Below are 18,756 nucleotides of genomic sequence, written 5' to 3'. Positions count from 1 at the left end.
CATCGCTAGCAGGCTAGCTCCCACAGGGGATTTGTGAACGACACAAATCCAGTGTGGGAGCTAGCCTGCTAGCGATTGGGGTCCTCAAAAACTGCACAAACCTCAGGCCTTGCGCCAAACCCCTTTCCCGCTCAACCGCGCCCGATCATGGGCCGCGGTGAAATCCTGCTTCGGCCCTTTCGGCACGATACCCGTCGGGTTGATAGTCTTATGGCTGCCGTAGTAGTGGTTTTTGATGTGGGTGAAATCCACCGTCTCGGCAATCCCCGGCCACTGATAAATCTCGCGCAGCCAATTCGACAGGTTCGGATAATCGGCAATCCGTCGCAGGTTGCACTTGAAGTGCCCGTGGTACACCGCATCAAAGCGAATCAGCGTGGTGAACAGCCGAATGTCCGCTTCGGTCAGGTATTCTCCGGTCAGGTAGCGATTGGCGCCGAGCAGTAACTCCAGCCGATCCAGCTCGGCAAACACCTCATCGAATGCCTCTTCATAAGCGTTCTGCGACGTGGCAAACCCGGCGCGATACACGCCGTTGTTCACCGCCGGATAAATCCGTTCGTTCAGCGCATCAATCTCGCCCCGCAACGGCGCCGGATAGAAGTCCAGGTCATTGCCGGTCAACTCGTCGAACGCGCCATTGAACATGCGGATGATCTCCGCCGACTCGTTGTTGACGATCCGATTCTGCTGCTTGTCCCAAAGCACCGGCACGGTGACGCGTCCGGTGTAGTCGGCGGTATCCGCGGTATAGCGTTGGTGCATGAAGTTGAAGTGATCGAGCTTGTCGCCGGTCGAGCCAAAGTGCTGGTCGAAGGTCCAGCCGTTTTCCAGCATCAGCCAGCTGACCACCGACACGTCGATCAGGCTTTCGAGGCCTTTGAGTTTGCGCAGGATCAACGTGCGATGCGCCCACGGACAGGCGAGGGACACGTACAAATGATAGCGACCCGCTTCGGCCGCAAAGCCACCGACACCGGTCGGGCCGGGTTTGCCGTCGGCGGTCAGCCAGTTGCGACGCTGCGCCTGTTCACGCTGGAACGCGCCGTCCTTGCTGCTTTCGTACCACTGGTCATGCCAGCGACCTTCAACTAACAAACCCATGTTCAAGACTCCTTAACCAATAAGCGTTGGAGAGGAGTCTATTCGGATAGGTTCGATAAAATAGCGCAAAGGTTGGGCGTTTATGATCGGTTAAATCGATCTGTCCCGAGCGTCCCAATACTGCTGGGCGGTTGCAAAGGCTTGCTCGCGAGTCTTGCCGAGGCCGCGTAAGGCCAAGGCCATGGTCGCGATCAGCGCCATTTGCGGGTAGCTGTCGACCACGTCCCCACGCCACACGGCTTTCAAATGCTCGGGGTCGAGCGAGGCGGGTTTGACGTGGCGCTGGCTCGAAAGTTGTGGCCATTCCTCATCCCAGCTCTCGCCACCGGTGGTGCCGTACAAGTGGCTGTCGACGTCCGGGTTGATCTCGATCTCGCCGCCATCGCCCTTGACCACGATCGCGGTGTCGCCGAGCAAACCGCTGGCATCACGGTGCACCGCCTGATAGCCGGGGTGGAAAATGCTTTGCAGGCCACAGCGAGCGTTCAACGGATTGAGAATTCGCGCCAGGGAATGGATCGGCGAACGCAGGCCGAGGGTGTTGCGCAGGTCGATCATGCGTTGAAGCTGCGGTGCCCAATCCACCAGTGGCATGAACGCCAGGCCGCCGTTATCGAGGGCCGATCCGACCTGTTGCCAGTTGCGGCACAACGGGATGTTCAATTCATCCAGCAGTTGCTCGCTGTACAGCCGCCCGGCGGTGTGCGCGCCACCACCGTGCATGAAGATCCGCACGCCATTTTGTGCCAGGCACTTGGCCGCCAGCAGATACCACGGCAGATGACGCTTCTTGCCGGCATAGGTTGGCCAGTCCAGATCGACATTCAACGCCGGTGGCCGCAAACGCTCACGCAAGGCTTCGGTGAACCCGGACATCTCTTCGGCGCTTTCTTCCTTGTGCCGCAACAGCATCAGAAAGGCGCCGAGCTGGGTGTCCTCGACCTTGTCGTCGAGCACCATGCCCATGGCTTCGCGGGCTTCTTCCCGGGTCAGATCCCGGGCGCCACGCTTGCCTTTGCCGAGGATCCGAACGAACTGAGCGAAGGGGTGTTCGGCGGGCGTTTCGAGGGTCAGCGCTGGGTAGTCGGTCATAAGCAGTTCGTCGGTTTGGGCAGGCCCGCCAGTTTCGCGGCGAGTTTGGCAGGGGTGCCTTTGAACAGTCGGTTCAGGTGCAGGCTGTTGCCTTTTAGCGGGCCGAGCTTCAATGCGGTGTACTTGATCAGCGGGCGCGTCGCCGGGGACAGCTGGAATTCGGCGTAGAAGCTGCGCAGCAGTTCGAGGATTTCCCAATGGTCAGGGCTTAACTCGATGTCTTCGGCAGCGGCGAGGGCACTGGCTACTTCGGCGGACCAGTCGCTCAGTTCAACCAGAAATCCATCCTTGTCCAGCTCAATGGCGCGGGCGCCGACGGTCAGTGAATTCATAGCCAACTGTTGACCTTGTCGTAGTGAATCGACAATTCGACGAAGGCTGGATAGTCGATGGCCTTGGCGGTGTCAGGAACCCCCAGCGCGCGTGCCTGGGCGTCTTCGGCCAGCACGAACAGCGTTGGGTTGCGAGCATTCAGCGCGTTGCAGGGCGCGGTGCCCGGCTGCAACGCGTACACCGCGTCGCCGGTCAGCAGCAACGCATCGTTCGCACCGATCACGCGCAGGCAACTGGTCAGGCGATCGTCGCCGAACGGGGAATGAGACAACACATGCAAAGTCGACATCAGAGGGTGATCACCTGGTCGTAACGGTCAATGAGGGCGGTGATTTCGTGGGCGGCCAGCACCTGGGCTTCTTCGAGTGCCAGACCGGTCGGGTCCAGACCGCGTTCAGCGGCGCTGTCGCCACAGACGAACAGGTCTTCGACGCCGAACATCGGCAACGCTTGCAGGTTGGCGCTCAGGTCTTTCTGTTGCAGGGCCCTGGCGTCCTGTTTCGCGGCGAGCTGGAACACCCCGTCATCGATAAACAGCAGGCCGATTGGCAGGTCGAACGCGCCGCCGGCCAGCACGATGTCCAGCGCTTCCCGCGCATTCGGCCCGGACCACGGTGCCTGACGGCTGATAATCAGCAGGGATTTGGGCATGTCACGCACCTCCGAAGCAGATCAAGCGGTCGGCATCCTGCACCGCGTCATGCAACTGGCCGAGCCCGGACAATTCCCAGGGCGCGCCGACGGCGACCGCTTCGCGCTGATAACGCTGGGCTTCTTCTTCGTTCAACACGCCACGGCGCAGGGCGGCGGCGATGCAGACCACGCCGTCCAGCTGGTGCTCGGTGACAAAGGCGCGCCATTGCTTGGGCAAATCCTGTTCATCCTGCGGCGTGACCACGCTGGCGGAGGCGTTGTACACGCCGTCCTGATAGAAAAACAGCCGGACAATTTCATGCCCGCCGGCCAGCGCAGCCTGGGCGAACAGCAAGGCGCGGCGCGAGGAGGGGGCATGGGCGGCGGAAAACAGCGCGATGGCGAACTTCATGACGGACTCGATCAGCGAAACTGCGGTCATGATAAAGCTTTATCGGTGGTGCGGCGAAGGGCGTTTACTCGAGACCGAGTCGACGCCATCGCGAGCAGGCTCGCTCCCACAAGGGATTTGTGTTGTATACAAAATCGGAATCCAACCAAAAAACCTGTGGGAGCGAGACCGGCTTGCCGGCGATGAGGCCCGAACAGTCAATGCAGATTCAACGCGGCATATACCCCAACTGCCAACGCCGCGGAATCTTCAGCGACAGCACCCCCAGCGCACCCGCCAGCAACCCGCTGACAAACAGCGCCTTGAGCCCAAGATGATGTTCCAGTACAGCCCCCAGCACTGCGCCGGCAAACATGCCGGTCCAGGGGATCAGTTGTACCCGCCAACCGTTGCGCCGCTCGCCGAGCATCCAGCGTCCCAATCCGCGGCCGAAGCGCGACAGGGCGCCGGTGACATAGGTCAGCCCCACCGGCAGACCGTTCACTTCTTCGACAGCGGCATTGAGCATGCCCATGGCGATGATCGCTGCCAGCAGCGCCGGCAGTTGTTCGTCATAGGGCCAGGCCGCGGCCGCACACAACAGCATGGCGATGCACAGCAATAATGGCAGCGCCCGACGCCCGCCAACCCGACTGACAACAATGCCCAAGGCGTTACCGATGATGAACGTCGCCACGAGCAGCAGCAGGCGCAAAGTCAGGCCCATGTCGCCGTCGCTGATCGCCACGGCCAGGCGAGTGGTGTTGCCGCTCATGAAGGAGACAAAGTCGCCGCTGGCCATGAAGCCGATGGCGTCGGTCATGCCGGCGAGCACCGAGAGCGCGGCCACCAGCGACAGGCCGATGCGTCCGCGCCATTTCTGGGTGTGCAGGTGCCCCGGACTGGCGTGGGTAGTGGAGGACGAAGGCAGCATCGGCGACAGGATCCTTGAGCAGCAACGGTTACGGATTCAACCCATATAACTCGCAATATTCCAGCCAGTCCATCCCTGCCATTTCGGCCACTTCTCTGTGCACTTCAAGGCGTTGCGCCTCGTAGTCTTCAGGTGTGGCGGCGGTCAGTTGCAGGGTCAGCTCCCAGGCGAACAACCCCAGGCGCTCGGCCTCGGCTTCGAACGCTTCATGCAAGCGTTCGTCGCGAAATTGCGCCGCGGTTTCACCCTTGGCCTGGGCCAACAGCGGGTTGAGGTTGTCGAGTTCGTGGCGCAGCTCGGGGCGCTCATCGAGAAATTTCTTCAGCGCCTGCTCGTGTTGCTGTTCGGTTGCCGCCATGGTCGCTCCTTGAGAATGGGTTACGAAGACTGTTTCTTGGCCTTGGCAGCCGCGGCCAGGCATTCGAGGGCAAACTGCTCGCAGTAGGTCATCTGGATCGGTGTGGTTTCGCCCTTGACGGTGCGTTCGCCGTCGAGGATGTAACGAATCCGCTTGTCGGTGACGCCGATTCGCTTGGCGATCCAGGAAGGCGTCTGACCGATCTGGCTGATCAGCTTGTCGGCATATTCAGCGGTCGGTTTGTAAAACTCGGCGTTGGGTGTCATGGACGTTCCAGAAAAAATGGGCCCGGAAAGAGGGGCGATGCAGCGTTTGGCGCGACAGGGTGCGCGAATCGTTGCGCGGTGTCGCGGTATAAATGAAGTAAAGCAGAACGATACGCCCGCCCACGGTGATACAGTCCGCTTTTTCTTGATGAGCACATGCAATGCGAATACTGATGGTGGCGCTGGCCGCAACGTTGCTGGCGGGATGTGCGGGTTCGGCAATGAACGATGCCCGCACCGGAACCCCGTACAAAACCCTGACGTCGGACAAGCCGGAAAAGGTCGTTGCCCAGTGCGTGCAGTTTTCCTGGCAGGACGAGGCGGTGTTCGGCGTTGATGCGGGCGCGTATCTGCAGCCGGGCAAGAAGGGTGGGTCGACTGTTTACACGCGCTCGGCGGAATCCTTTGTGGACATCACCGCGGATGCGTCGGGTACGGCGTTGAGTTACTACGCGCAGCATGACGACTTTGTCGCCAAGCGCCGGTTGGCGGCGCTGGCGACTTGCCTCTGATCTTCTGAACACCGCAATACCCTTGTAGGAGCACGGCTTGCCGGCGAAGGCGATTTCACGGACGCCTTCGCTGGCAAGCCATGCTCCTACAGGGAGAGTTCGGCGTTGTTGATCAGGCGCTTCTGAAAAAAGAACCGCTTATGCCCCGGCGGGTAGTCAGCGATCTGCCCCAGTTCGCTATACCCAAGCTTCTTGTAAAACTCCGGCGCCTGAAAATCGAAGGTGTCCAGCCAGATCCCCACACATTCCTTCTCCCGCGCCAGGTCTTCGGCCATCTGCATCAGCCTGGAGCCGATGCCTTGTCCCCGGCCCTGTTCCGGCACCGACAGCAATTCGATAAACAACCACTGATAGAAAAATCGGCCATACAGTCCGCCCAGGATTTCACCCTGGTCATCGCGCACCAGCAAGGCCAGCGGTTGCGCGTTGCCGTCACCCGCTTGCGCGACGTTGTAGGCCCGCAACGGTGCAAGGATCGCTTCGCGATCTTCCGGTGTCGGGTTTTGCGACAGTTCGATGCTTAGTGTCATCGGCTACATCCTTATGGCAGTGAGGCACGAGCGTATCCGGGTCGCGACGATTGTTCTATCCCCCGATGAACAGAGGAACCGTCGGCAGCGCGCAGATGTCTAGCCTTTACAGCGTCATTCCAGAACGCAGCCGATGAGGGCCACCTGCCTTGAACATTTTTGAAGCCTTGCGCGAAAGCCATGACCGTCAACGCACCTACGCGGATGCATTGATCAAGACCAGCGGCGACACCCCGGAACGCGTCGAAGCGTACAAACAGCTCAAGTCCGAACTCCAGGCCCACGAAACCGCTGAAGAACGGCATTTCTATATCCCGTTGATGGAATTCGATAGCGGCGTCGACCTCAGCCGCCATGCGATTTCCGAACACCACGAGATGGATGAAATGATGGAGGTACTCGACGAGACCGAGATGTCCAGCCCGGCCTGGCTGGCGACCGCGAAAAAACTCTCCGAGAAGGTCCATCACCACTTGGAAGAGGAAGAGCAGAAGTTCTTCCAGATGGCCGGCAAGTTGCTCGACGACAAGCAGAAAGAAACGCTCGCCGGGCAATATGAGAAGGAATACAAGGCTCAACTGTCATGAGGGTCTTTTCGTCTAAGATGGGCGTCTTCTGACGATATAAGGACGCCTTGTCATGCCGAACACAGCCGAGCGGGTCAACATCATCGAGTCCCAGGTGTTGTCCCACGACTGGTATTTGCTGAAGAAAATCACCTTTGATTACCAGCGCAACAATGGCGAATGGCAACGCCAGACCCGCGAGGTCTACGACCGTGGCAATGGCGCGGCGATTCTGCTGTTCAACCGCGAAAAGAAAACCGTCGTGCTGACGCGGCAGTTCCGCTTGCCGGTGTTCGTCAACGGTCACGACGGTTTGCTGATCGAAGTGGCGGCGGGGTTGCTTGAAGGTGCCGCGCCGGAAGAGCGTATACGCGATGAAGCGGAAGAGGAAACCGGTTACCGCGTGCACCATGTGCAGAAGCTCTTCGAGGCCTACATGAGCCCCGGCTCGGTGACTGAAAAACTGCACTTTTTCATCGCCGAATACGACGCTTCATCGAAAGTCGGCGAGGGTGGGGGGCTGGAGGAAGAGACCGAAGAACTGGAAGTGCTGGAGTGGTCGTTCGATGAGGCGCTCGAGGCGTTTTATCGCGGCGAAATCTGCGATGCGAAGACCATCATGCTGCTGCAATATGCGGCGATGAGAAACATCTTCTCCTGAGCACGCAATCCTCTGTAGGAGCGAAGCTTGCTCGCGAAGGAGTGTCAGGCGACAGTACCGTTGCTGACACACCTTCGCGAGCAAGCTTCGCTCCTACGTAAAGCAAGTCAAAAGCCTTCGAGACGCCCGGTTTTACCTCGACCACCTTCCAGCGTCAGCAACAATTCCTTCGCCTCAAGCCCACCCGCAAACCCCGTCAGTTTCCCCGACGCGCCAATCACCCGATGACACGGCGCAACGATCGAGATCGGGTTCTTGCCATTCGCCGCACCCACCGCGCGAACCGCGCTTGGGTTGCCGATCTGCAGGGCAATCTGGCTATAGCTACGCGTTTCGCCGAACGGAATGGTCAGCAGCGCTTGCCACACCTTCTTCTGAAAGTCCGTCCCGACGAAATCCAGTTCCAGGTCGAAGCGATTTCGTGTGCCGGCAAAGTATTCCGTCAGCTGTTGTCGGGCGCGAACAAGGATCGGGTTGTCCGGGGCTTCGCTCAGTGGGCCGAGCCGCACTCGGCCCGGTTTGTCGTTTTCCCAGAGGATGGCCGCCAGTCTCGAGCCGTTCGCGACCAGCTTCAATTCGCCGACCGGGGAGGCCATGGTGGTGAAGGTAAACGTCATGCCGGCGAACTCCGAAAACAGGTGGGCAGGGGGCAAGCATACTGCCTCATCGGGGAGGCGCAATACGTAATCCCAGCCATACTGCGTACTGCTCTTGAAACGTTTTCTCTGTTTTTTTACCGACCCTAAAAACAAAAAGAGACCGACTCATGAAGTTCGAACCTTTTGCCAAATCGCTCATCGCGACCTCCTTGGCGCTCAGCTGCCTGATGGCCCATGCGGCCTCCGTCGCGCCCGTCGCAGCCGAAAACGGCATGGTGGTCACCGCCCAGCATCTGGCCAGCCACGTGGGTGTGGATGTGCTCAAGAACGGTGGCAACGCCGTCGATGCCGCCGTCGCGGTCGGGTATGCGCTGGCGGTGGTGTATCCCGCGGCAGGCAACTTGGGCGGCGGCGGTTTCATGACCATTCAACTGGCGGACGGGCGCAAGACCTTCCTCGACTTCCGCGAAAAAGCCCCCCTGGCCGCGACTGCCGACATGTACCTCGACAAAGCGGGCAATGTCGTCCCGGACCTCAGCACCCGTGGCCACCTCGCGGTCGGCGTGCCGGGCACGGTATCCGGCATGGAGCTGGCGCTGAGCAAGTACGGCACCAAACCGCGCAAGGAAGTGATCGCACCGGCCATCAAGCTCGCTGAAGACGGTTTCACGCTGGAGCAGGGCGATGTCGATTTGCTGGAGTACGCCACCGACGTGTTCAAGAAGGACATCAAGGATTCCGGCTCGATCTTCCTGAGCAACGGCGAGCCGATGCAGGTCGGGCAGACACTCGTGCAAAAAGACCTGGGCAAGACCCTGCGGGAAATTTCCGAAAAAGGTGCCGACGGTTTCTATAAGGGTTGGGTGGCCGATGCCATCGTCACCTCCAGCCAGGCCAACAAGGGCATCATCACCCAGGCCGACCTCGACAAATACAAGACCCGCGAACTGGCGCCGATCGAGTGTGACTATCGCGGTTACCACGTGGTCTCGGCACCGCCGCCAAGCTCTGGCGGTGTGGTCATCTGCGAGATCATGAACATTCTCGACGGCTACCCGATGAAGGACCTGGGCTATCACTCGGCGCAGGGCATGCATTACCAGATCGAAGCCATGCGCCACGCGTATGTGGACCGCAACAGCTACCTCGGCGACCCAGACTTCGTGAAGAACCCGATCGCCCATTTGCTGGATAAAAACTACGCGACCAAAATCCGCGCCGCCATCAACCCACAGAAGGCCGCTGTGTCCAGCGAGCTCAAACCCGGCGTAGCGCCCCACGAAGGCAGCAACACCACCCATTACTCAATCGTCGACAAATGGGGCAACGCGGTCTCGGTGACCTACACCTTGAACGACTGGTTCGGCGCCGGCGTCATGGCCAGCAAGACCGGGGTCATTCTCAACGACGAAATGGACGACTTCACCTCGAAAATCGGCGTACCGAACATGTACGGCCTGGTGCAAGGGGAGGCCAACGCCATCGCGCCCGGCAAGGCACCACTGTCGTCAATGAGCCCGACCATCGTCACCAAGGACGGCAAAGTCGTAATGGTTGTCGGCACGCCGGGTGGCAGTCGCATCATCACCGCGACCTTGCTGACAATCCTCAACGTGATCGACTACGGCATGAACATCCAGGAAGCGGTGGATGCGCCGCGTTTCCACCAGCAGTGGTTGCCGGAAGAGACCAACCTGGAAACCTTCACCACCAGCCCGGACACGGTGAAGCTGCTCGAAAGCTGGGGGCACAAGTTCGCCGGGCCGCAGGATGCCAACCATATCGCCGCGATTCTGGTCGGGGCGCCGTCGCTGGACGGTAAACCGGTGGGCAAAAACCGTTTCTACGGGGCGAACGATCCGCGTCGCAACACCGGGTTGTCGCTGGGTTATTGAGGGTTGTTTCCGGAGGGGGACAGACTTTCTGTCCCCTGACTCACCAATAGATCAAGGACGGAATCATGAACACCGCATTGTTGATCATCGATGTCCAGCAGGCGCTCTGCGCGGGCGAGTACGAGTGCTTCGAGATTGCGCGTGTCATCGAACGCATCAACGGCCTCAGCACCCGCGCCCGAAAGGCCGGGATTGCGGTGGTGCTGATCCAGCATGAGGAAGAGGGCAGTCCGCTGGCGTACAACACCGTCGGCTGGCAACTGGCCGAAGGGCTAGAAACATCGCCCGAGGATAGGCGTGTACGCAAAACCACACCGGATTCGTTCTACCAGACCACCCTGCAAAAGCTGCTGCCGGTGCAGGATTTCGAACGCCTGGTCATCTGCGGCCTGCAAACCGACTATTGCGTGAACGCCACCGTGCGTCAGGCGCTGCAACTGGGGTACGACGTGGTGCTGGCGGCTGACGCTCACTCCACCGTCGACAACGGAAACCTCGCCGCCGAAGACATCATCGCCGAGCACAACAAGGACCTGGCTCATTTGACCGGTTCGGTGGCGCGAATCGACGTGATGCCTGTGGCGGACATCACCTACTAGCGCCCGAAGGGAGAGGGGCTTTCCCTTCGGATCGACTCTCGATACCTGGTCACTGAGAAAACCGCAGAGGGGAGGGACGTGCAGAGGTCGGAGCTGGAACTACAGTTAAGAACCGTTCTCGGTTAAAGTGTGATTTTGTAATGATCTTGCTTTGATGGAGGCGAGCCTAACGTGGATGCTCTTGCGCTGCTCTATAACGGTCTGACCGATTGGGTGATCGGGCCCGTCACGCAGCAGTTTCTGGGCCTTTTCGATCTGAATGGACGCATGGGCTTACTGTTTCTGTTCACGTCGTACAGCATGGCCTACGCCCTGTTCCTTTTCCGGAAACATCGAAATCTCACCGACGCGCAGTCGTTTGGAGAGTTCATCGGTGGGCGCCGGGTGTATTTCCATCGTTCGGCGTTGCTCGATTACCGCTATTACTTTGTGCGGGCGATCCTCAAAGTCGCGCTGGTGTTGCCCATTGTCGGACTGGTGGACCCGCTCGTCCTGCGGTCCGGAGACTACATCGCCTTTTTCACCAACCTGTGGGGCGCGCGGGTGCAAGTGGAGCAGAACCTGTCATTGTCCTTGCTCTACGGCCTCGGCGTTTTTCTGGTGAGAGACTTCATGAGCTACTGGGCGCACCGCGCCTTCCATTCCCGATGGCTATGGGCATTTCACAAAGTCCATCATTCGGCACCTGTACTGGTGCCGGCGACGGCCAGCCGTGTTCATTTCGTGGAGAAGATTGTCGACAGGCTGTCGACGATCATCGGCATCGGCGCCTATGCCGGCGTCTTCTGGTACGCCTGTGGCGGCGAGATCAGCCGTTATACCCTGTTTGGCGTGACCTATCTGGTGTTCATCCTCAATGCTTTGGCAGCCAACCTGCGTCACAGCCATGTCTGGTTTTCGTTCGGGCCTGTGTTCGAACATGTGCTGAACAGCCCGGCCCAGCACCAGATTCATCACAGCGATGCACCGCAACATTTCAACCTCAACTTTGGCATCAACCTGTCACTGTGGGACTGGATGTTCGGTACGCTTTACGTCACCACGCCGAAGCCCGAAATCCTTCGGTTCGGCACAGGTGAACAGGATCATGAGCGTTACCAGACGGTCTACAGCCTGATCGTCACGCCGTTTATCGACATCGCCCGACACACCACTGCTGCCTCACGGAGACCCCTCTCATGGATGTCCAGGTCCATCGCGCCGACGCCACCCACCTCGACAATATTGCCAGCCTGTTCGACGCCTATCGAGGTTTCTACGGCCAGCCCTCAAACCTGACGCAATCACGCGACTTTATCGCCGAGCGCATCGCCCGGGATGAGTCCGTGATCTTCTTCGCCCGGGACGCCGCCGGCGAAGCGCTGGGTTTCGTCCAGTTGTTCCCGACGTTTTCCTCCATCGACGCGCATCGCACCTGGCTGCTCGGCGACCTGTTCACCGCACCCGCCGCCCGAGGCCGCGGGGTCGGAACGCAACTGATGAACACCGCGCGATCCTTTGCGTTGCTGACCGGCGCCAAAGGCATGGTGCTGGAAACGGCCACGGACAATCACGGCGCACAACGCTTGTATGAATCTTTGGGCTACGTGCGCGAAACGGGTTACTACACCTATTGCCTCGATTTGAAGCAGGGCTGATGCATCACCGCTCAGGGAGATTCCAGCGTTCGCGCAAGTGTTCGTATTGCGCCTCGGGCATTTGCACCAGCAGGGGAGACTGGCGAGGATCGAGCCAGTCGAACAAACGGGAAATGTCCGCCTGATCCATGGCCGTGCAGCCCGCCGTCGGCGAGGTCGGGCTGCGCCAGATGTGAAAAAAGATGCACGAGCCCGAGGCGGGGGACGCCGGTGTGTTGTGCTCGATGACAATGCCTTTGCGATAGCCTTCCTCGCTGCGCATGCGTTCGGCGCTGTTCCAGTCCTTTGCGATCTTCGAGCCGTCGACCAGTTCGTTGTAGCGTGCGGAGTGGCTGTCGTCCACGCATTCGATGGTCGGTGTCAGGACGAGGTAAGGCAGTTTCGTTTCGGTCGTGTTGTCGTAGCCAAATGCCGTTCCGAGCTTGAATACCCCGGCCGGCGCTTTTCCGTCACCTTCACGTTTCACCGGACCGTCGCCTGGCTCTGCGCTGCTCAAACCCTTGCCCCAGGCCATGCCGTTTTTGCCGACCACTACGGCAAACGCATTACCCGATTTTCGAAAGGTTTTGCCATCCCGTTCATAGCGTTGGGCGGTGCCCTGGATGTCGTCCCAGTTTTTACTGGTGACCACGATCAGTTGATGGCTGGTGTCGAGTGCTTCGCTGACGCTGAGCGGCGTAATCGGGAAATCCATGACCTCGTTCGGCGTCCCGGCGCCGGAATAAGTGAAGTGCCACCACTCCTTCGAATAACCGGAAAATCCTTCTTTTTCCATCGCACTGCTTAGCCGCTGACGATTGTCCTTCGCGGCCGCGCTGATTGTCGGGTTGGCGGTATGCGCCTGTTCATCAAAACAGTCGAAACCGGTGCCCATGTCGAGCGCGCCGTCGTGCCAGCGCTGAGCGTAGGGCGCCGTACAGTGGACCTGCCCGGCCGAGGGTGTCCATGTGGCGGCGGGCATTGCGTTCGGGCCGGTGAGTGTCAAGTCGACGGTCGAGCCGCGGGAGTGATTCGATACCCGCGCTACATACCCCAGGCGCCAGAAATTCTGCTTGTCCACGCGCGGGTAGAACTCGGCTTTGCGTGGGTCGCCGGGCACGGAAGCGAAGCGGCCCATATCGGCCACTGCACGACTGGGTCGATAACAGTCGAACACCTTCAAGCCGTAGCCTTGCGCCTGCAATGATGCCTGCACCCGTGCGAGCGCTTTAGCCGCGTCCAGCGTCAACAGACACTCGGCGGCGGCGTACCCGTCGAGTGGATGACCGGTGAAGTTGTGGGCGCTGGCGTAGCGAATGTCCTGCTCGATGGTCGGATCAATCGTGCGCAAGTAGACCATGTGTTCGGGGCGTGGCTCGGCGCTGGTCATGGCGGGGATGACGATGGTCAGGAGCAGCAGTGATTGCAGCCAGGATCGTGCGGTTTTGCAGGAAGAACCCATGCGATTTCTCCTGGGTAAGGGAAGGGCTACAGACTGCCGACCGACATCAGGCCGGTTGCTGCGCCTGATCACCAAACACGGGCCTGAAGAAACTGCGCTCATAACTGAGAATGCATTTTGTCTCTTCAGCGAACTTGAACGCCGCAATGCACTCGGGATCTTTCATGGAGTCCTGCCGATAACGCTCGTACGCTGCAAGGCTTGGAAAGCTGAACATCGCCATGGCGATATTGTTAGCGCCTTCGGACGGCAGGAAGTAGCCGTGATGCTGGCCGCCGAATTTTTCCACGAGGGGAATCCAGAGCTTTCCATAGTGTTCGAACGCTTCGATCTGGTACGGATCAAGCACGTATTTCAGATAACAAGTGATCACGTTTTTGCTCTCTTAAGTGGGAGGGGCAAGTCATTTTAAAGTGCGTCGTCCGACTCGCTATGCTGCACGCGTGCCGTCACCAGGGGAACCTCCTACAGCACGCAGGGCTCGACAATCGATATCTTCGGCAGCCCGGGCTGAATCATGTCGATACCGCCCTGACTGATGACGTGGATGAACGCCATGCCCGGTGGCTTATCAAGCACGAGCGTGCCGTCGACCCGGCCGGAGAAGAACAGCCGACCCTGGAGATGGGTGCGCTCGAAGAACTCGGAGAGGATATCCATAATAGGGACGACCGGGTAAAGACTCTGCACGTTCTGGCAAAAGCGAAGCTGTGCGCGGCAATAGGATGAAGTTCTCGCCGATGGTAGACAACGGCCCTCCCGGGCGCCATGGCGGAACGCGTTAATGCCTATAGTCGACCGGAGTCCACCGCCATGAGCAACCCTTTACCTCAGATCATTTCCCCGTACGCCGACCCGACGGAGCCGGGCTTGCCGGGCCCCGGCATGAAACTGGACCTCGGCCGCGCCGCGCTGGTGGTCATCGATCCGCAAATCGACTTCCTCAGCCCGGAGGGGGTCAGCTGGTCCGTGTTTGGCAAAAGCATTGTCGAGCACGATACGGTCAAGCACATTGGCCAGCTGTTTGCTGCAGCAAAGAGCGCCGGCATCACGGTCGCGGTGTCTCCGCATTACTACTATCCGTGTGACCACGACTGGCATTTCGGCGGGCCACTCGAGAAGGTGATGCACAGCATCTGCATGTTTGATCGCAAGGGGCCGCTGAGCCTCGACGGTTTCGAAAACTCCGGCGCCGACTTCATGCCCGAGTACAAACCCTACATTCTTGATGGCAAGACCATTATCGCTTCGCCGCACAAGGTGTACGGTCCGGAAACCAACGACCTGGCGCTGCAACTGCGCAAGCATGGCGTTTCGCAGATCATTCTGGCCGGCATGGCGGCGAACCTCTGCGTCGAGTCGCACCTTCGCGAACTGCTGGAACTCGGATTTGAAAAGGCCGTGGTCCGGGACGCGACGGCCGGCCCGACGACCCCCGAGGGCGATGGTTATCTGGCGGCATTGATCAACTATCGCTACATCGCCAATGCACCGTGGAGTACGGCGCAGACGCTTGAGTATCTTGGTTGCCGGCACCGATGAGGGAGAAAGTGCGACCGGGCATGAAATGACAGAGGCGGCTCATTCGAGCCGCCTCTGTTGCGTGACTACCCGCGCACGGGCAATTTCCAGCCTGGCCGGATGAAGTGACAGGTGTAGCCATCGGGCAGGCGTTCGAGGTAGTCCTGGTGTTCCGGTTCGGCTTCCCAGAACGGTCCGGCCGGGGTGATTTCGGTGACCACTTTGCCAGGCCAGAGACCAGACGCTTCGACGTCAGCCACGGTGTCTTCGGCAACCTCCCTTTGCTCGGCGCTGAGGTAGAAGAGGGCAGAGCGATAGCTGGCGCCGACATCGTTGCCCTGGCGATTCGGGGTCGTCGGGTCATGGATCTGGAAGAAAAACTCGAGGATCTGGCGGTAGCTGATCTGCTGCGGGTCGAACACGATTTCGATCGCTTCCGCGTGGTTTCCGTGGTTGCGATAGGTCGCATTCGGCACATCGCCTCCTGAGTAACCCACCCGCGTGGACAGCACGCCGGGGTAGCGCCGCAGCAGATCCTGCATGCCCCAGAAGCAGCCACCAGCCAGAATGGCGGTTTCGGTTTGTGTCGTCATAGGTCATTCCTCTCAGAGTGTGGGCACGCTACTGATTGCCGATCGGGCTGTTGAACTGGTTTGAGTAGCTGCCGTCCATCAGCGAGGATGCCACCCGATCCGATTCTATACCACTGCGGGAGTATGCAAGACGAGCAGCGCCAACGTGATCCGTGCCATCGGCGGCGACGGCTCCGGCATCGCGGGGACATCAGCAAGTGGGTGACGGCAGCAACTTCGTCCAGCCCAACCAGGGCAGCTGGTTGACAAAGGGGCGGGTGGTGGCAGTGTTTACTTGCCTATGGACCGCATGATCCAGAGCTTTACCCGTGCAGGCAAGCAGACGAATTTTGGGCAATACACCTATGATTTCGCGCCTTTGGGTGTGCCGGGGTTGAAGGCGTCGTCGTGTATTTGAAGAGGATTGATATCAAGGTACGTAACGCCGGTGATCAGTCCGAGTGGGAGCGTGATATGACCCTCGACGATGTGTTGCAGTCGGGTTCGGCGGAATTATAAGTCGCCGTTACCGCAGAAATGGATATGTACACCAATCCCACCCGCCAGCAGCCGTTACCGAAGAAACGGATATGCCCCCCGCTCAAAAATAAGCTGACCACCATTCAAACGTCGGCCCAAACACATCACTCATCATTCCGTTGGAACTCCCCATCACGTCCCTTCGTCATCTGAACTGAGGGGATGCTACGGGTAATTCGTGGCGAACCCGATAACGCTTTTTCATCCAGAAGGCGAGGGGCGACATGAATACTTCAGACACTACGACCGGGAATCAACACAACCCCGCAAGACCGGAGCATGATCTTCAACACTTGAAGGAGGAAGTCACAGAAGCACTCGGTGGCGCGCGACAACAGGCGGACGCGCAGTTCGGGCAGTACCGCGACACCGCAGCCGATCAGATCGAAGCCTTGGCCAAGGGCGCGAAATCCGTCGTTTCCGAACTGGAAAGCAAAGACACCCTTGGCATGTCCGACTACCTCGCCGAAATGGCGGATTCCATGAGCGGCCTGGCCGGCAATCTGCGCGGGAAAAGTGCCGAACAGCTGCTGCACGATGGCGCGGAACTGGCGCGTAACAATCCGGCACTGTTCATTGCCGGCAGCATTGCGCTGGGCTTCGGCCTGTCGCGGTTTCTGAAAGCCGGTAGCGCACCGGCATCGACCGTTACCGGCTCCCGTGATCCGGCCGAAGGCCACTCGATGCCACCGTCGGGTGGCTTCGGCGCCCACCAACCCTACGAAACTTCAGTGCCGCCACGCGACGATCAAGGCTCCGGCCTGGCCACGGGCATCACGCCGGCCGCGCCAAGTGAACAGGACCACCCATCAGACTTCGCAACGACCTCGACACCGGGTTCGAGCACCTTCAAAGGAGCTGTGTGATGAACAGAGAAGATCGAGATTTACCGGGCGCAAGACCGATTCCCGCACCTGAACACGATGCTTCGGTCGTCGGCCTGTTACGTCAACTGTCCCGTGAAGTGCCCGAGCTGTTCAGCAAGGAGCTGGCGTTGGCCAAAGCCGAATTGCAGGCCAGCCTCACGACACTCAAGGCCGGCATCGCCGGGGTTGCGGGCGGTGCGATTGTGCTGCTCGCGGGGTTCATCATCCTGCTGATGTCCGCGGTCTACGGCTTGAGCATGGTGATGGCGCCGTGGCTGGCCGCGCTGATTGTCGGCGTGCTCGTGATGATTGTCGGGTTCGCCATGCTGCAGTCCGGGAAAAAACAGTTCGAGCCGTCTCACTTCAAGCCTGAACGCACGCTGGACGCCTTGAACAAAGACCAGGAAGCGCTGCGGAGGAAAGTCTCATGAACAATGAATACATCACCGAGACGGGAAAAAGCCCCGAAACCATCGAACGTGAAATCGATGCGCAGCGGGCGAGTATCGGCAACATTGTCGATGCCCTGGAAAGCAAGTTCACCCCCGGTCAGATGTTCGATCAGGCGTTGGGTTTGATGCAAAGCAACGGCACCACCTTCCTGACCAACCTGGGCACCAGCGTGCGCAATAATCCGGTTCCGGCGGTGCTGACATCCGTCGGATTGTTGTGGTTGATGATGAGTCAGAATCGTCCGCCATCACCCCGTCCGGGCTATCGGACCGGTCCGGATCAGGACAGGGTCGGGGAATGGGCCGACGGACTGGCCGATAGCATCGACGGTGCGCGTGAGCATCTGCACCAGACGGCTGACACCCTCAAGGACGGCTACCAGAGCGTCAAGGGCAAGGCTGCGCACCTGAGCGATAACCTCGGGGCTGCCACTGAAAATATCAGCCATGCGGTGCATGATGCCGGCGACCGTTTGCTGCGCAGCACGCAAGTGATGAGCAACCAGTTCAATCATTTGCTCAAGGAGCAGCCGCTGATGGTAGCCGCTGCGGGGATCGCGTTAGGGGCCATGATCGGCGCCGCGTTTCCTTCGACGGCAACCGAGCAGCGCTACCTCGGCAAAACCAGTGCGGACCTCACCGACAAGGTCAAGCAACAGGCCCGGGAGGGCTTTGAGGCGGTGCGCGATACCGTGACGAAAACCACGGATCATTCGGATGTGCCCGTCACGCCGGGTGGGGAGCAGCGTAGCGGATCGACCACGTCAGCCGATCTGTCACAAGGTCTGGGTACTTCGTAAAGGGGCGTAAAAAAGCGGGAGGTCTGACACTGACCTCCCGCTTCTTATCCGCTGAAAAACACTGCATGCCGGTGGTTAATTACCGTCGGCGACCTTGCGTTCTATCTCGTCTATTTTCCGCTGGAGTTCCTCGGTGTCCTGCTCCTTGGTTCGGGTGGAAGAGGGCGTGATGGATTGATCGACACCTTGGGCTTCACCGTCTCTGTCCTGTAAATCCCGCTCGACCACATTCACCGGTTTGCCCGACGAATCGGTGGGCGGAGCGTTTGGTGTCGCTTGGGTTTCGCGTGCGTTGTCACGGTCATCATTGTTCATGTCGCGTACCTCCGTTTGCCTACACATTGGATGCGACGGTCACCCGCGAGTTCGAGATTTTTGCCCACGATGGTCGACAACCCGATGACATACTCACCTCTGGTCGGTCGTGATGAACCTGTGCCGTTTCCGACTGCTC

The 18,756-nt window shown here is 59.6% G+C and carries 26 protein-coding genes and 2 pseudogenes; 12 read left to right on the top strand and 16 right to left on the bottom strand.

From position 1 onward, the window contains the following. Positions 1–102: 102 nt before the first annotated feature. The 9 genes from ACA066_RS18180 to ACA066_RS18140 all read right to left on the bottom strand — a co-directional run bounded on the left by ACA066_RS18180 (position 103) and on the right by ACA066_RS18140 (position 5,111). Positions 103–1,104, bottom strand: coding sequence for a glutathione S-transferase family protein (locus ACA066_RS18180; protein ID WP_497696048.1), 1,002 nt, complete (start codon positions 1,102–1,104; stop codon positions 103–105). 90 nt (positions 1,105–1,194) lie between these two features. Next, positions 1,195–2,196, bottom strand: a complete 1,002-nt coding sequence (locus ACA066_RS18175; protein WP_497696047.1) for a glycosyl transferase family protein — start codon at positions 2,194–2,196, stop codon at positions 1,195–1,197. Beyond that, positions 2,193–2,528 (bottom strand): TusE/DsrC/DsvC family sulfur relay protein, encoded by a 336-nt coding sequence (locus ACA066_RS18170; RefSeq protein ID WP_214377197.1) that lies wholly within the window; start codon positions 2,526–2,528, stop codon positions 2,193–2,195. The genes ACA066_RS18175 and ACA066_RS18170 overlap by 4 nt, the downstream gene beginning before the upstream one ends. Further along, entirely contained in the window at positions 2,525–2,818 is a 294-nt protein-coding gene (gene tusB / locus ACA066_RS18165; RefSeq protein WP_497696046.1) for a sulfurtransferase complex subunit TusB, read from the bottom strand. The genes ACA066_RS18170 and tusB overlap by 4 nt, the downstream gene beginning before the upstream one ends. Continuing rightward, complete coding sequence (gene tusC, locus ACA066_RS18160) at positions 2,818–3,180, bottom strand: sulfurtransferase complex subunit TusC (RefSeq protein WP_497696045.1); 363 nt, start codon at positions 3,178–3,180, stop codon at positions 2,818–2,820. The genes tusB and tusC overlap by 1 nt, the downstream gene beginning before the upstream one ends. Before the next feature lies 1 nt (position 3,181). After that, positions 3,182–3,574, bottom strand: coding sequence for a sulfurtransferase complex subunit TusD (gene tusD / locus ACA066_RS18155; protein WP_497699912.1), 393 nt, complete (start codon positions 3,572–3,574; stop codon positions 3,182–3,184). Between the two features lie 208 nt (positions 3,575–3,782). After that, a complete protein-coding gene (locus tag ACA066_RS18150; protein ID WP_497696044.1) occupies positions 3,783–4,487 on the bottom strand; it encodes a YoaK family protein in 705 nt (234 codons plus the stop codon). A 28-nt stretch (positions 4,488–4,515) separates the two neighbouring features. Continuing rightward, complete coding sequence (locus tag ACA066_RS18145; protein ID WP_497696043.1) at positions 4,516–4,845, bottom strand: DUF6388 family protein; 330 nt, start codon at positions 4,843–4,845, stop codon at positions 4,516–4,518. Between the two features lie 20 nt (positions 4,846–4,865). After that, the gene (locus ACA066_RS18140) at positions 4,866–5,111 is read right to left on the bottom strand and encodes a hypothetical protein (RefSeq protein WP_084321269.1); all 246 of its coding nucleotides are present in this window, start codon (positions 5,109–5,111) and stop codon (positions 4,866–4,868) included. A 161-nt stretch (positions 5,112–5,272) separates the two neighbouring features. On the opposite strand from ACA066_RS18140, the gene ACA066_RS18135 reads away from it, so the two are divergent. Further along, positions 5,273–5,623 (top strand): hypothetical protein, encoded by a 351-nt coding sequence (locus ACA066_RS18135; RefSeq protein ID WP_497696042.1) that lies wholly within the window; start codon positions 5,273–5,275, stop codon positions 5,621–5,623. 86 nt (positions 5,624–5,709) lie between these two features. Here the strand turns inward: ACA066_RS18135 and ACA066_RS18130 are convergent, their stop codons facing one another. Beyond that, on the bottom strand, positions 5,710–6,153 hold the full coding sequence (locus ACA066_RS18130) for a GNAT family N-acetyltransferase (RefSeq protein ID WP_497696041.1): 444 nt from the start codon (positions 6,151–6,153) through the stop codon (positions 5,710–5,712). Positions 6,154–6,302: 149 nt separating this feature from the next. Here ACA066_RS18130 and ACA066_RS18125 point away from each other — a divergent pair, with 149 nt between their 5' ends. Then, positions 6,303–6,740, top strand: a complete 438-nt coding sequence (locus ACA066_RS18125; protein WP_497696040.1) for a hemerythrin domain-containing protein — start codon at positions 6,303–6,305, stop codon at positions 6,738–6,740. A 52-nt stretch (positions 6,741–6,792) separates the two neighbouring features. Next, complete coding sequence (locus ACA066_RS18120; protein WP_497696039.1) at positions 6,793–7,380, top strand: NUDIX domain-containing protein; 588 nt, start codon at positions 6,793–6,795, stop codon at positions 7,378–7,380. Between the two features lie 107 nt (positions 7,381–7,487). Here ACA066_RS18120 and ACA066_RS18115 read toward each other — a convergent pair whose 3' ends face one another. Beyond that, a complete protein-coding gene (locus tag ACA066_RS18115) occupies positions 7,488–7,997 on the bottom strand; it encodes a methylated-DNA--[protein]-cysteine S-methyltransferase (protein ID WP_497696038.1) in 510 nt (169 codons plus the stop codon). Positions 7,998–8,146: 149 nt separating this feature from the next. On the opposite strand from ACA066_RS18115, the gene ggt reads away from it, so the two are divergent. From ggt to ACA066_RS18095, 4 genes are all read left to right on the top strand, one after another. Further along, positions 8,147–9,874 carry a gamma-glutamyltransferase gene (gene ggt / locus ACA066_RS18110; RefSeq protein ID WP_497696037.1) on the top strand — a complete coding sequence of 576 codons (1,728 nt, stop codon included), beginning with the start codon at positions 8,147–8,149 and terminating at the stop codon, positions 9,872–9,874. A gap of 65 nt (positions 9,875–9,939) precedes the next feature. Continuing rightward, complete coding sequence (locus ACA066_RS18105) at positions 9,940–10,473, top strand: cysteine hydrolase family protein (protein ID WP_497696036.1); 534 nt, start codon at positions 9,940–9,942, stop codon at positions 10,471–10,473. Between the two features lie 171 nt (positions 10,474–10,644). Further along, positions 10,645–11,751 carry a sterol desaturase family protein gene (locus ACA066_RS18100; RefSeq protein WP_497696035.1) on the top strand — a complete coding sequence of 369 codons (1,107 nt, stop codon included), beginning with the start codon at positions 10,645–10,647 and terminating at the stop codon, positions 11,749–11,751. Next, the gene (locus tag ACA066_RS18095; protein WP_497696034.1) at positions 11,652–12,110 is read left to right on the top strand and encodes a GNAT family N-acetyltransferase; all 459 of its coding nucleotides are present in this window, start codon (positions 11,652–11,654) and stop codon (positions 12,108–12,110) included. The genes ACA066_RS18100 and ACA066_RS18095 overlap by 100 nt, the downstream gene beginning before the upstream one ends. 4 nt (positions 12,111–12,114) lie before the next feature. Here ACA066_RS18095 and ACA066_RS18090 read toward each other — a convergent pair whose 3' ends face one another. From ACA066_RS18090 to ACA066_RS18080, 3 genes and pseudogenes are all read right to left on the bottom strand, one after another. Next, the gene (locus tag ACA066_RS18090; protein WP_497696033.1) at positions 12,115–13,551 is read right to left on the bottom strand and encodes a M15 family metallopeptidase; all 1,437 of its coding nucleotides are present in this window, start codon (positions 13,549–13,551) and stop codon (positions 12,115–12,117) included. A 46-nt stretch (positions 13,552–13,597) separates the two neighbouring features. Then, entirely contained in the window at positions 13,598–13,924 is a 327-nt protein-coding gene (locus tag ACA066_RS18085) for an NIPSNAP family protein (RefSeq protein WP_497696032.1), read from the bottom strand. Positions 13,925–14,019: 95 nt separating this feature from the next. Further along, a pseudogene (locus ACA066_RS18080) lies at positions 14,020–14,211 on the bottom strand (AraC family transcriptional regulator); the annotation flags it as partial. A 153-nt stretch (positions 14,212–14,364) separates the two neighbouring features. Here ACA066_RS18080 and ACA066_RS18075 point away from each other — a divergent pair. Continuing rightward, on the top strand, positions 14,365–15,093 hold the full coding sequence (locus tag ACA066_RS18075) for a cysteine hydrolase family protein (RefSeq protein ID WP_497696031.1): 729 nt from the start codon (positions 14,365–14,367) through the stop codon (positions 15,091–15,093). 65 nt (positions 15,094–15,158) lie between these two features. Here the strand turns inward: ACA066_RS18075 and msrA are convergent, their stop codons facing one another. Then, on the bottom strand, positions 15,159–15,665 hold the full coding sequence (msrA, locus tag ACA066_RS18070) for a peptide-methionine (S)-S-oxide reductase MsrA (RefSeq protein WP_497696030.1): 507 nt from the start codon (positions 15,663–15,665) through the stop codon (positions 15,159–15,161). Positions 15,666–15,850: 185 nt separating this feature from the next. Here msrA and ACA066_RS18065 point away from each other — a divergent pair. From ACA066_RS18065 to ACA066_RS18050, 4 genes and pseudogenes are all read left to right on the top strand, one after another. Further along, positions 15,851–16,151, top strand: a pseudogene (locus ACA066_RS18065) (OprD family outer membrane porin); the annotation flags it as partial. Positions 16,152–16,408: 257 nt separating this feature from the next. Continuing rightward, positions 16,409–17,050 (top strand): hypothetical protein, encoded by a 642-nt coding sequence (locus ACA066_RS18060; protein WP_497696029.1) that lies wholly within the window; start codon positions 16,409–16,411, stop codon positions 17,048–17,050. After that, positions 17,050–17,481 carry a phage holin family protein gene (locus tag ACA066_RS18055; RefSeq protein ID WP_497397772.1) on the top strand — a complete coding sequence of 144 codons (432 nt, stop codon included), beginning with the start codon at positions 17,050–17,052 and terminating at the stop codon, positions 17,479–17,481. The genes ACA066_RS18060 and ACA066_RS18055 overlap by 1 nt, the downstream gene beginning before the upstream one ends. Then, positions 17,478–18,302, top strand: coding sequence for a DUF3618 domain-containing protein (locus ACA066_RS18050; RefSeq protein WP_497696028.1), 825 nt, complete (start codon positions 17,478–17,480; stop codon positions 18,300–18,302). Before ACA066_RS18055 ends, ACA066_RS18050 begins: the two co-directional genes overlap by 4 nt. Before the next feature lie 75 nt (positions 18,303–18,377). On the opposite strand, the gene ACA066_RS18045 is transcribed toward ACA066_RS18050, so the two are convergent. Continuing rightward, entirely contained in the window at positions 18,378–18,617 is a 240-nt protein-coding gene (locus ACA066_RS18045) for a hypothetical protein (RefSeq protein WP_497696027.1), read from the bottom strand. Positions 18,618–18,756 lie beyond the last annotated feature (139 nt).

This window comes from Pseudomonas sp. LBUM1651 (assembly GCF_059716135.1).
Note: the sequence above shows the minus strand (reverse complement) of the source record. Positions and strands in the feature narration are given on the sequence as shown.

Excerpts from the sequence above, each read along its gene's own strand:
- ACA066_RS18170 (WP_214377197.1), bottom strand. The coding sequence starts at position 2,528 with ATGAATTCACTGACCGTCGGCGCCCGCGCCATTGAGCTGGACAAGGAT.
- ggt (WP_497696037.1), top strand. The coding sequence starts at position 8,147 with ATGAAGTTCGAACCTTTTGCCAAATCGCTCATCGCGACCTCCTTGGCG.
- ACA066_RS18130 (WP_497696041.1), bottom strand. The coding sequence starts at position 6,153 with ATGACACTAAGCATCGAACTGTCGCAAAACCCGACACCGGAAGATCGC.
- ACA066_RS18055 (WP_497397772.1), top strand. The coding sequence starts at position 17,050 with ATGAACAGAGAAGATCGAGATTTACCGGGCGCAAGACCGATTCCCGCA.
- ACA066_RS18090 (WP_497696033.1), bottom strand. The coding sequence starts at position 13,551 with ATGGGTTCTTCCTGCAAAACCGCACGATCCTGGCTGCAATCACTGCTG.
- tusC (WP_497696045.1), bottom strand. The coding sequence starts at position 3,180 with ATGCCCAAATCCCTGCTGATTATCAGCCGTCAGGCACCGTGGTCCGGG.
- ACA066_RS18115 (WP_497696038.1), bottom strand. The coding sequence starts at position 7,997 with ATGACGTTTACCTTCACCACCATGGCCTCCCCGGTCGGCGAATTGAAG.
- msrA (WP_497696030.1), bottom strand. The coding sequence starts at position 15,665 with ATGACGACACAAACCGAAACCGCCATTCTGGCTGGTGGCTGCTTCTGG.
- ACA066_RS18150 (WP_497696044.1), bottom strand. The coding sequence starts at position 4,487 with ATGCTGCCTTCGTCCTCCACTACCCACGCCAGTCCGGGGCACCTGCAC.
- ACA066_RS18060 (WP_497696029.1), top strand. The coding sequence starts at position 16,409 with ATGAATACTTCAGACACTACGACCGGGAATCAACACAACCCCGCAAGA.
- tusB (WP_497696046.1), bottom strand. The coding sequence starts at position 2,818 with ATGTCGACTTTGCATGTGTTGTCTCATTCCCCGTTCGGCGACGATCGC.
- ACA066_RS18120 (WP_497696039.1), top strand. The coding sequence starts at position 6,793 with ATGCCGAACACAGCCGAGCGGGTCAACATCATCGAGTCCCAGGTGTTG.
- ACA066_RS18045 (WP_497696027.1), bottom strand. The coding sequence starts at position 18,617 with ATGAACAATGATGACCGTGACAACGCACGCGAAACCCAAGCGACACCA.
- ACA066_RS18095 (WP_497696034.1), top strand. The coding sequence starts at position 11,652 with ATGGATGTCCAGGTCCATCGCGCCGACGCCACCCACCTCGACAATATT.
- ACA066_RS18180 (WP_497696048.1), bottom strand. The coding sequence starts at position 1,104 with ATGGGTTTGTTAGTTGAAGGTCGCTGGCATGACCAGTGGTACGAAAGC.
- tusD (WP_497699912.1), bottom strand. The coding sequence starts at position 3,574 with ATGAAGTTCGCCATCGCGCTGTTTTCCGCCGCCCATGCCCCCTCCTCG.
- ACA066_RS18075 (WP_497696031.1), top strand. The coding sequence starts at position 14,365 with ATGAGCAACCCTTTACCTCAGATCATTTCCCCGTACGCCGACCCGACG.
- ACA066_RS18175 (WP_497696047.1), bottom strand. The coding sequence starts at position 2,196 with ATGACCGACTACCCAGCGCTGACCCTCGAAACGCCCGCCGAACACCCC.
- ACA066_RS18050 (WP_497696028.1), top strand. The coding sequence starts at position 17,478 with ATGAACAATGAATACATCACCGAGACGGGAAAAAGCCCCGAAACCATC.
- ACA066_RS18140 (WP_084321269.1), bottom strand. The coding sequence starts at position 5,111 with ATGACACCCAACGCCGAGTTTTACAAACCGACCGCTGAATATGCCGAC.
- ACA066_RS18145 (WP_497696043.1), bottom strand. The coding sequence starts at position 4,845 with ATGGCGGCAACCGAACAGCAACACGAGCAGGCGCTGAAGAAATTTCTC.
- ACA066_RS18135 (WP_497696042.1), top strand. The coding sequence starts at position 5,273 with ATGCGAATACTGATGGTGGCGCTGGCCGCAACGTTGCTGGCGGGATGT.
- ACA066_RS18105 (WP_497696036.1), top strand. The coding sequence starts at position 9,940 with ATGAACACCGCATTGTTGATCATCGATGTCCAGCAGGCGCTCTGCGCG.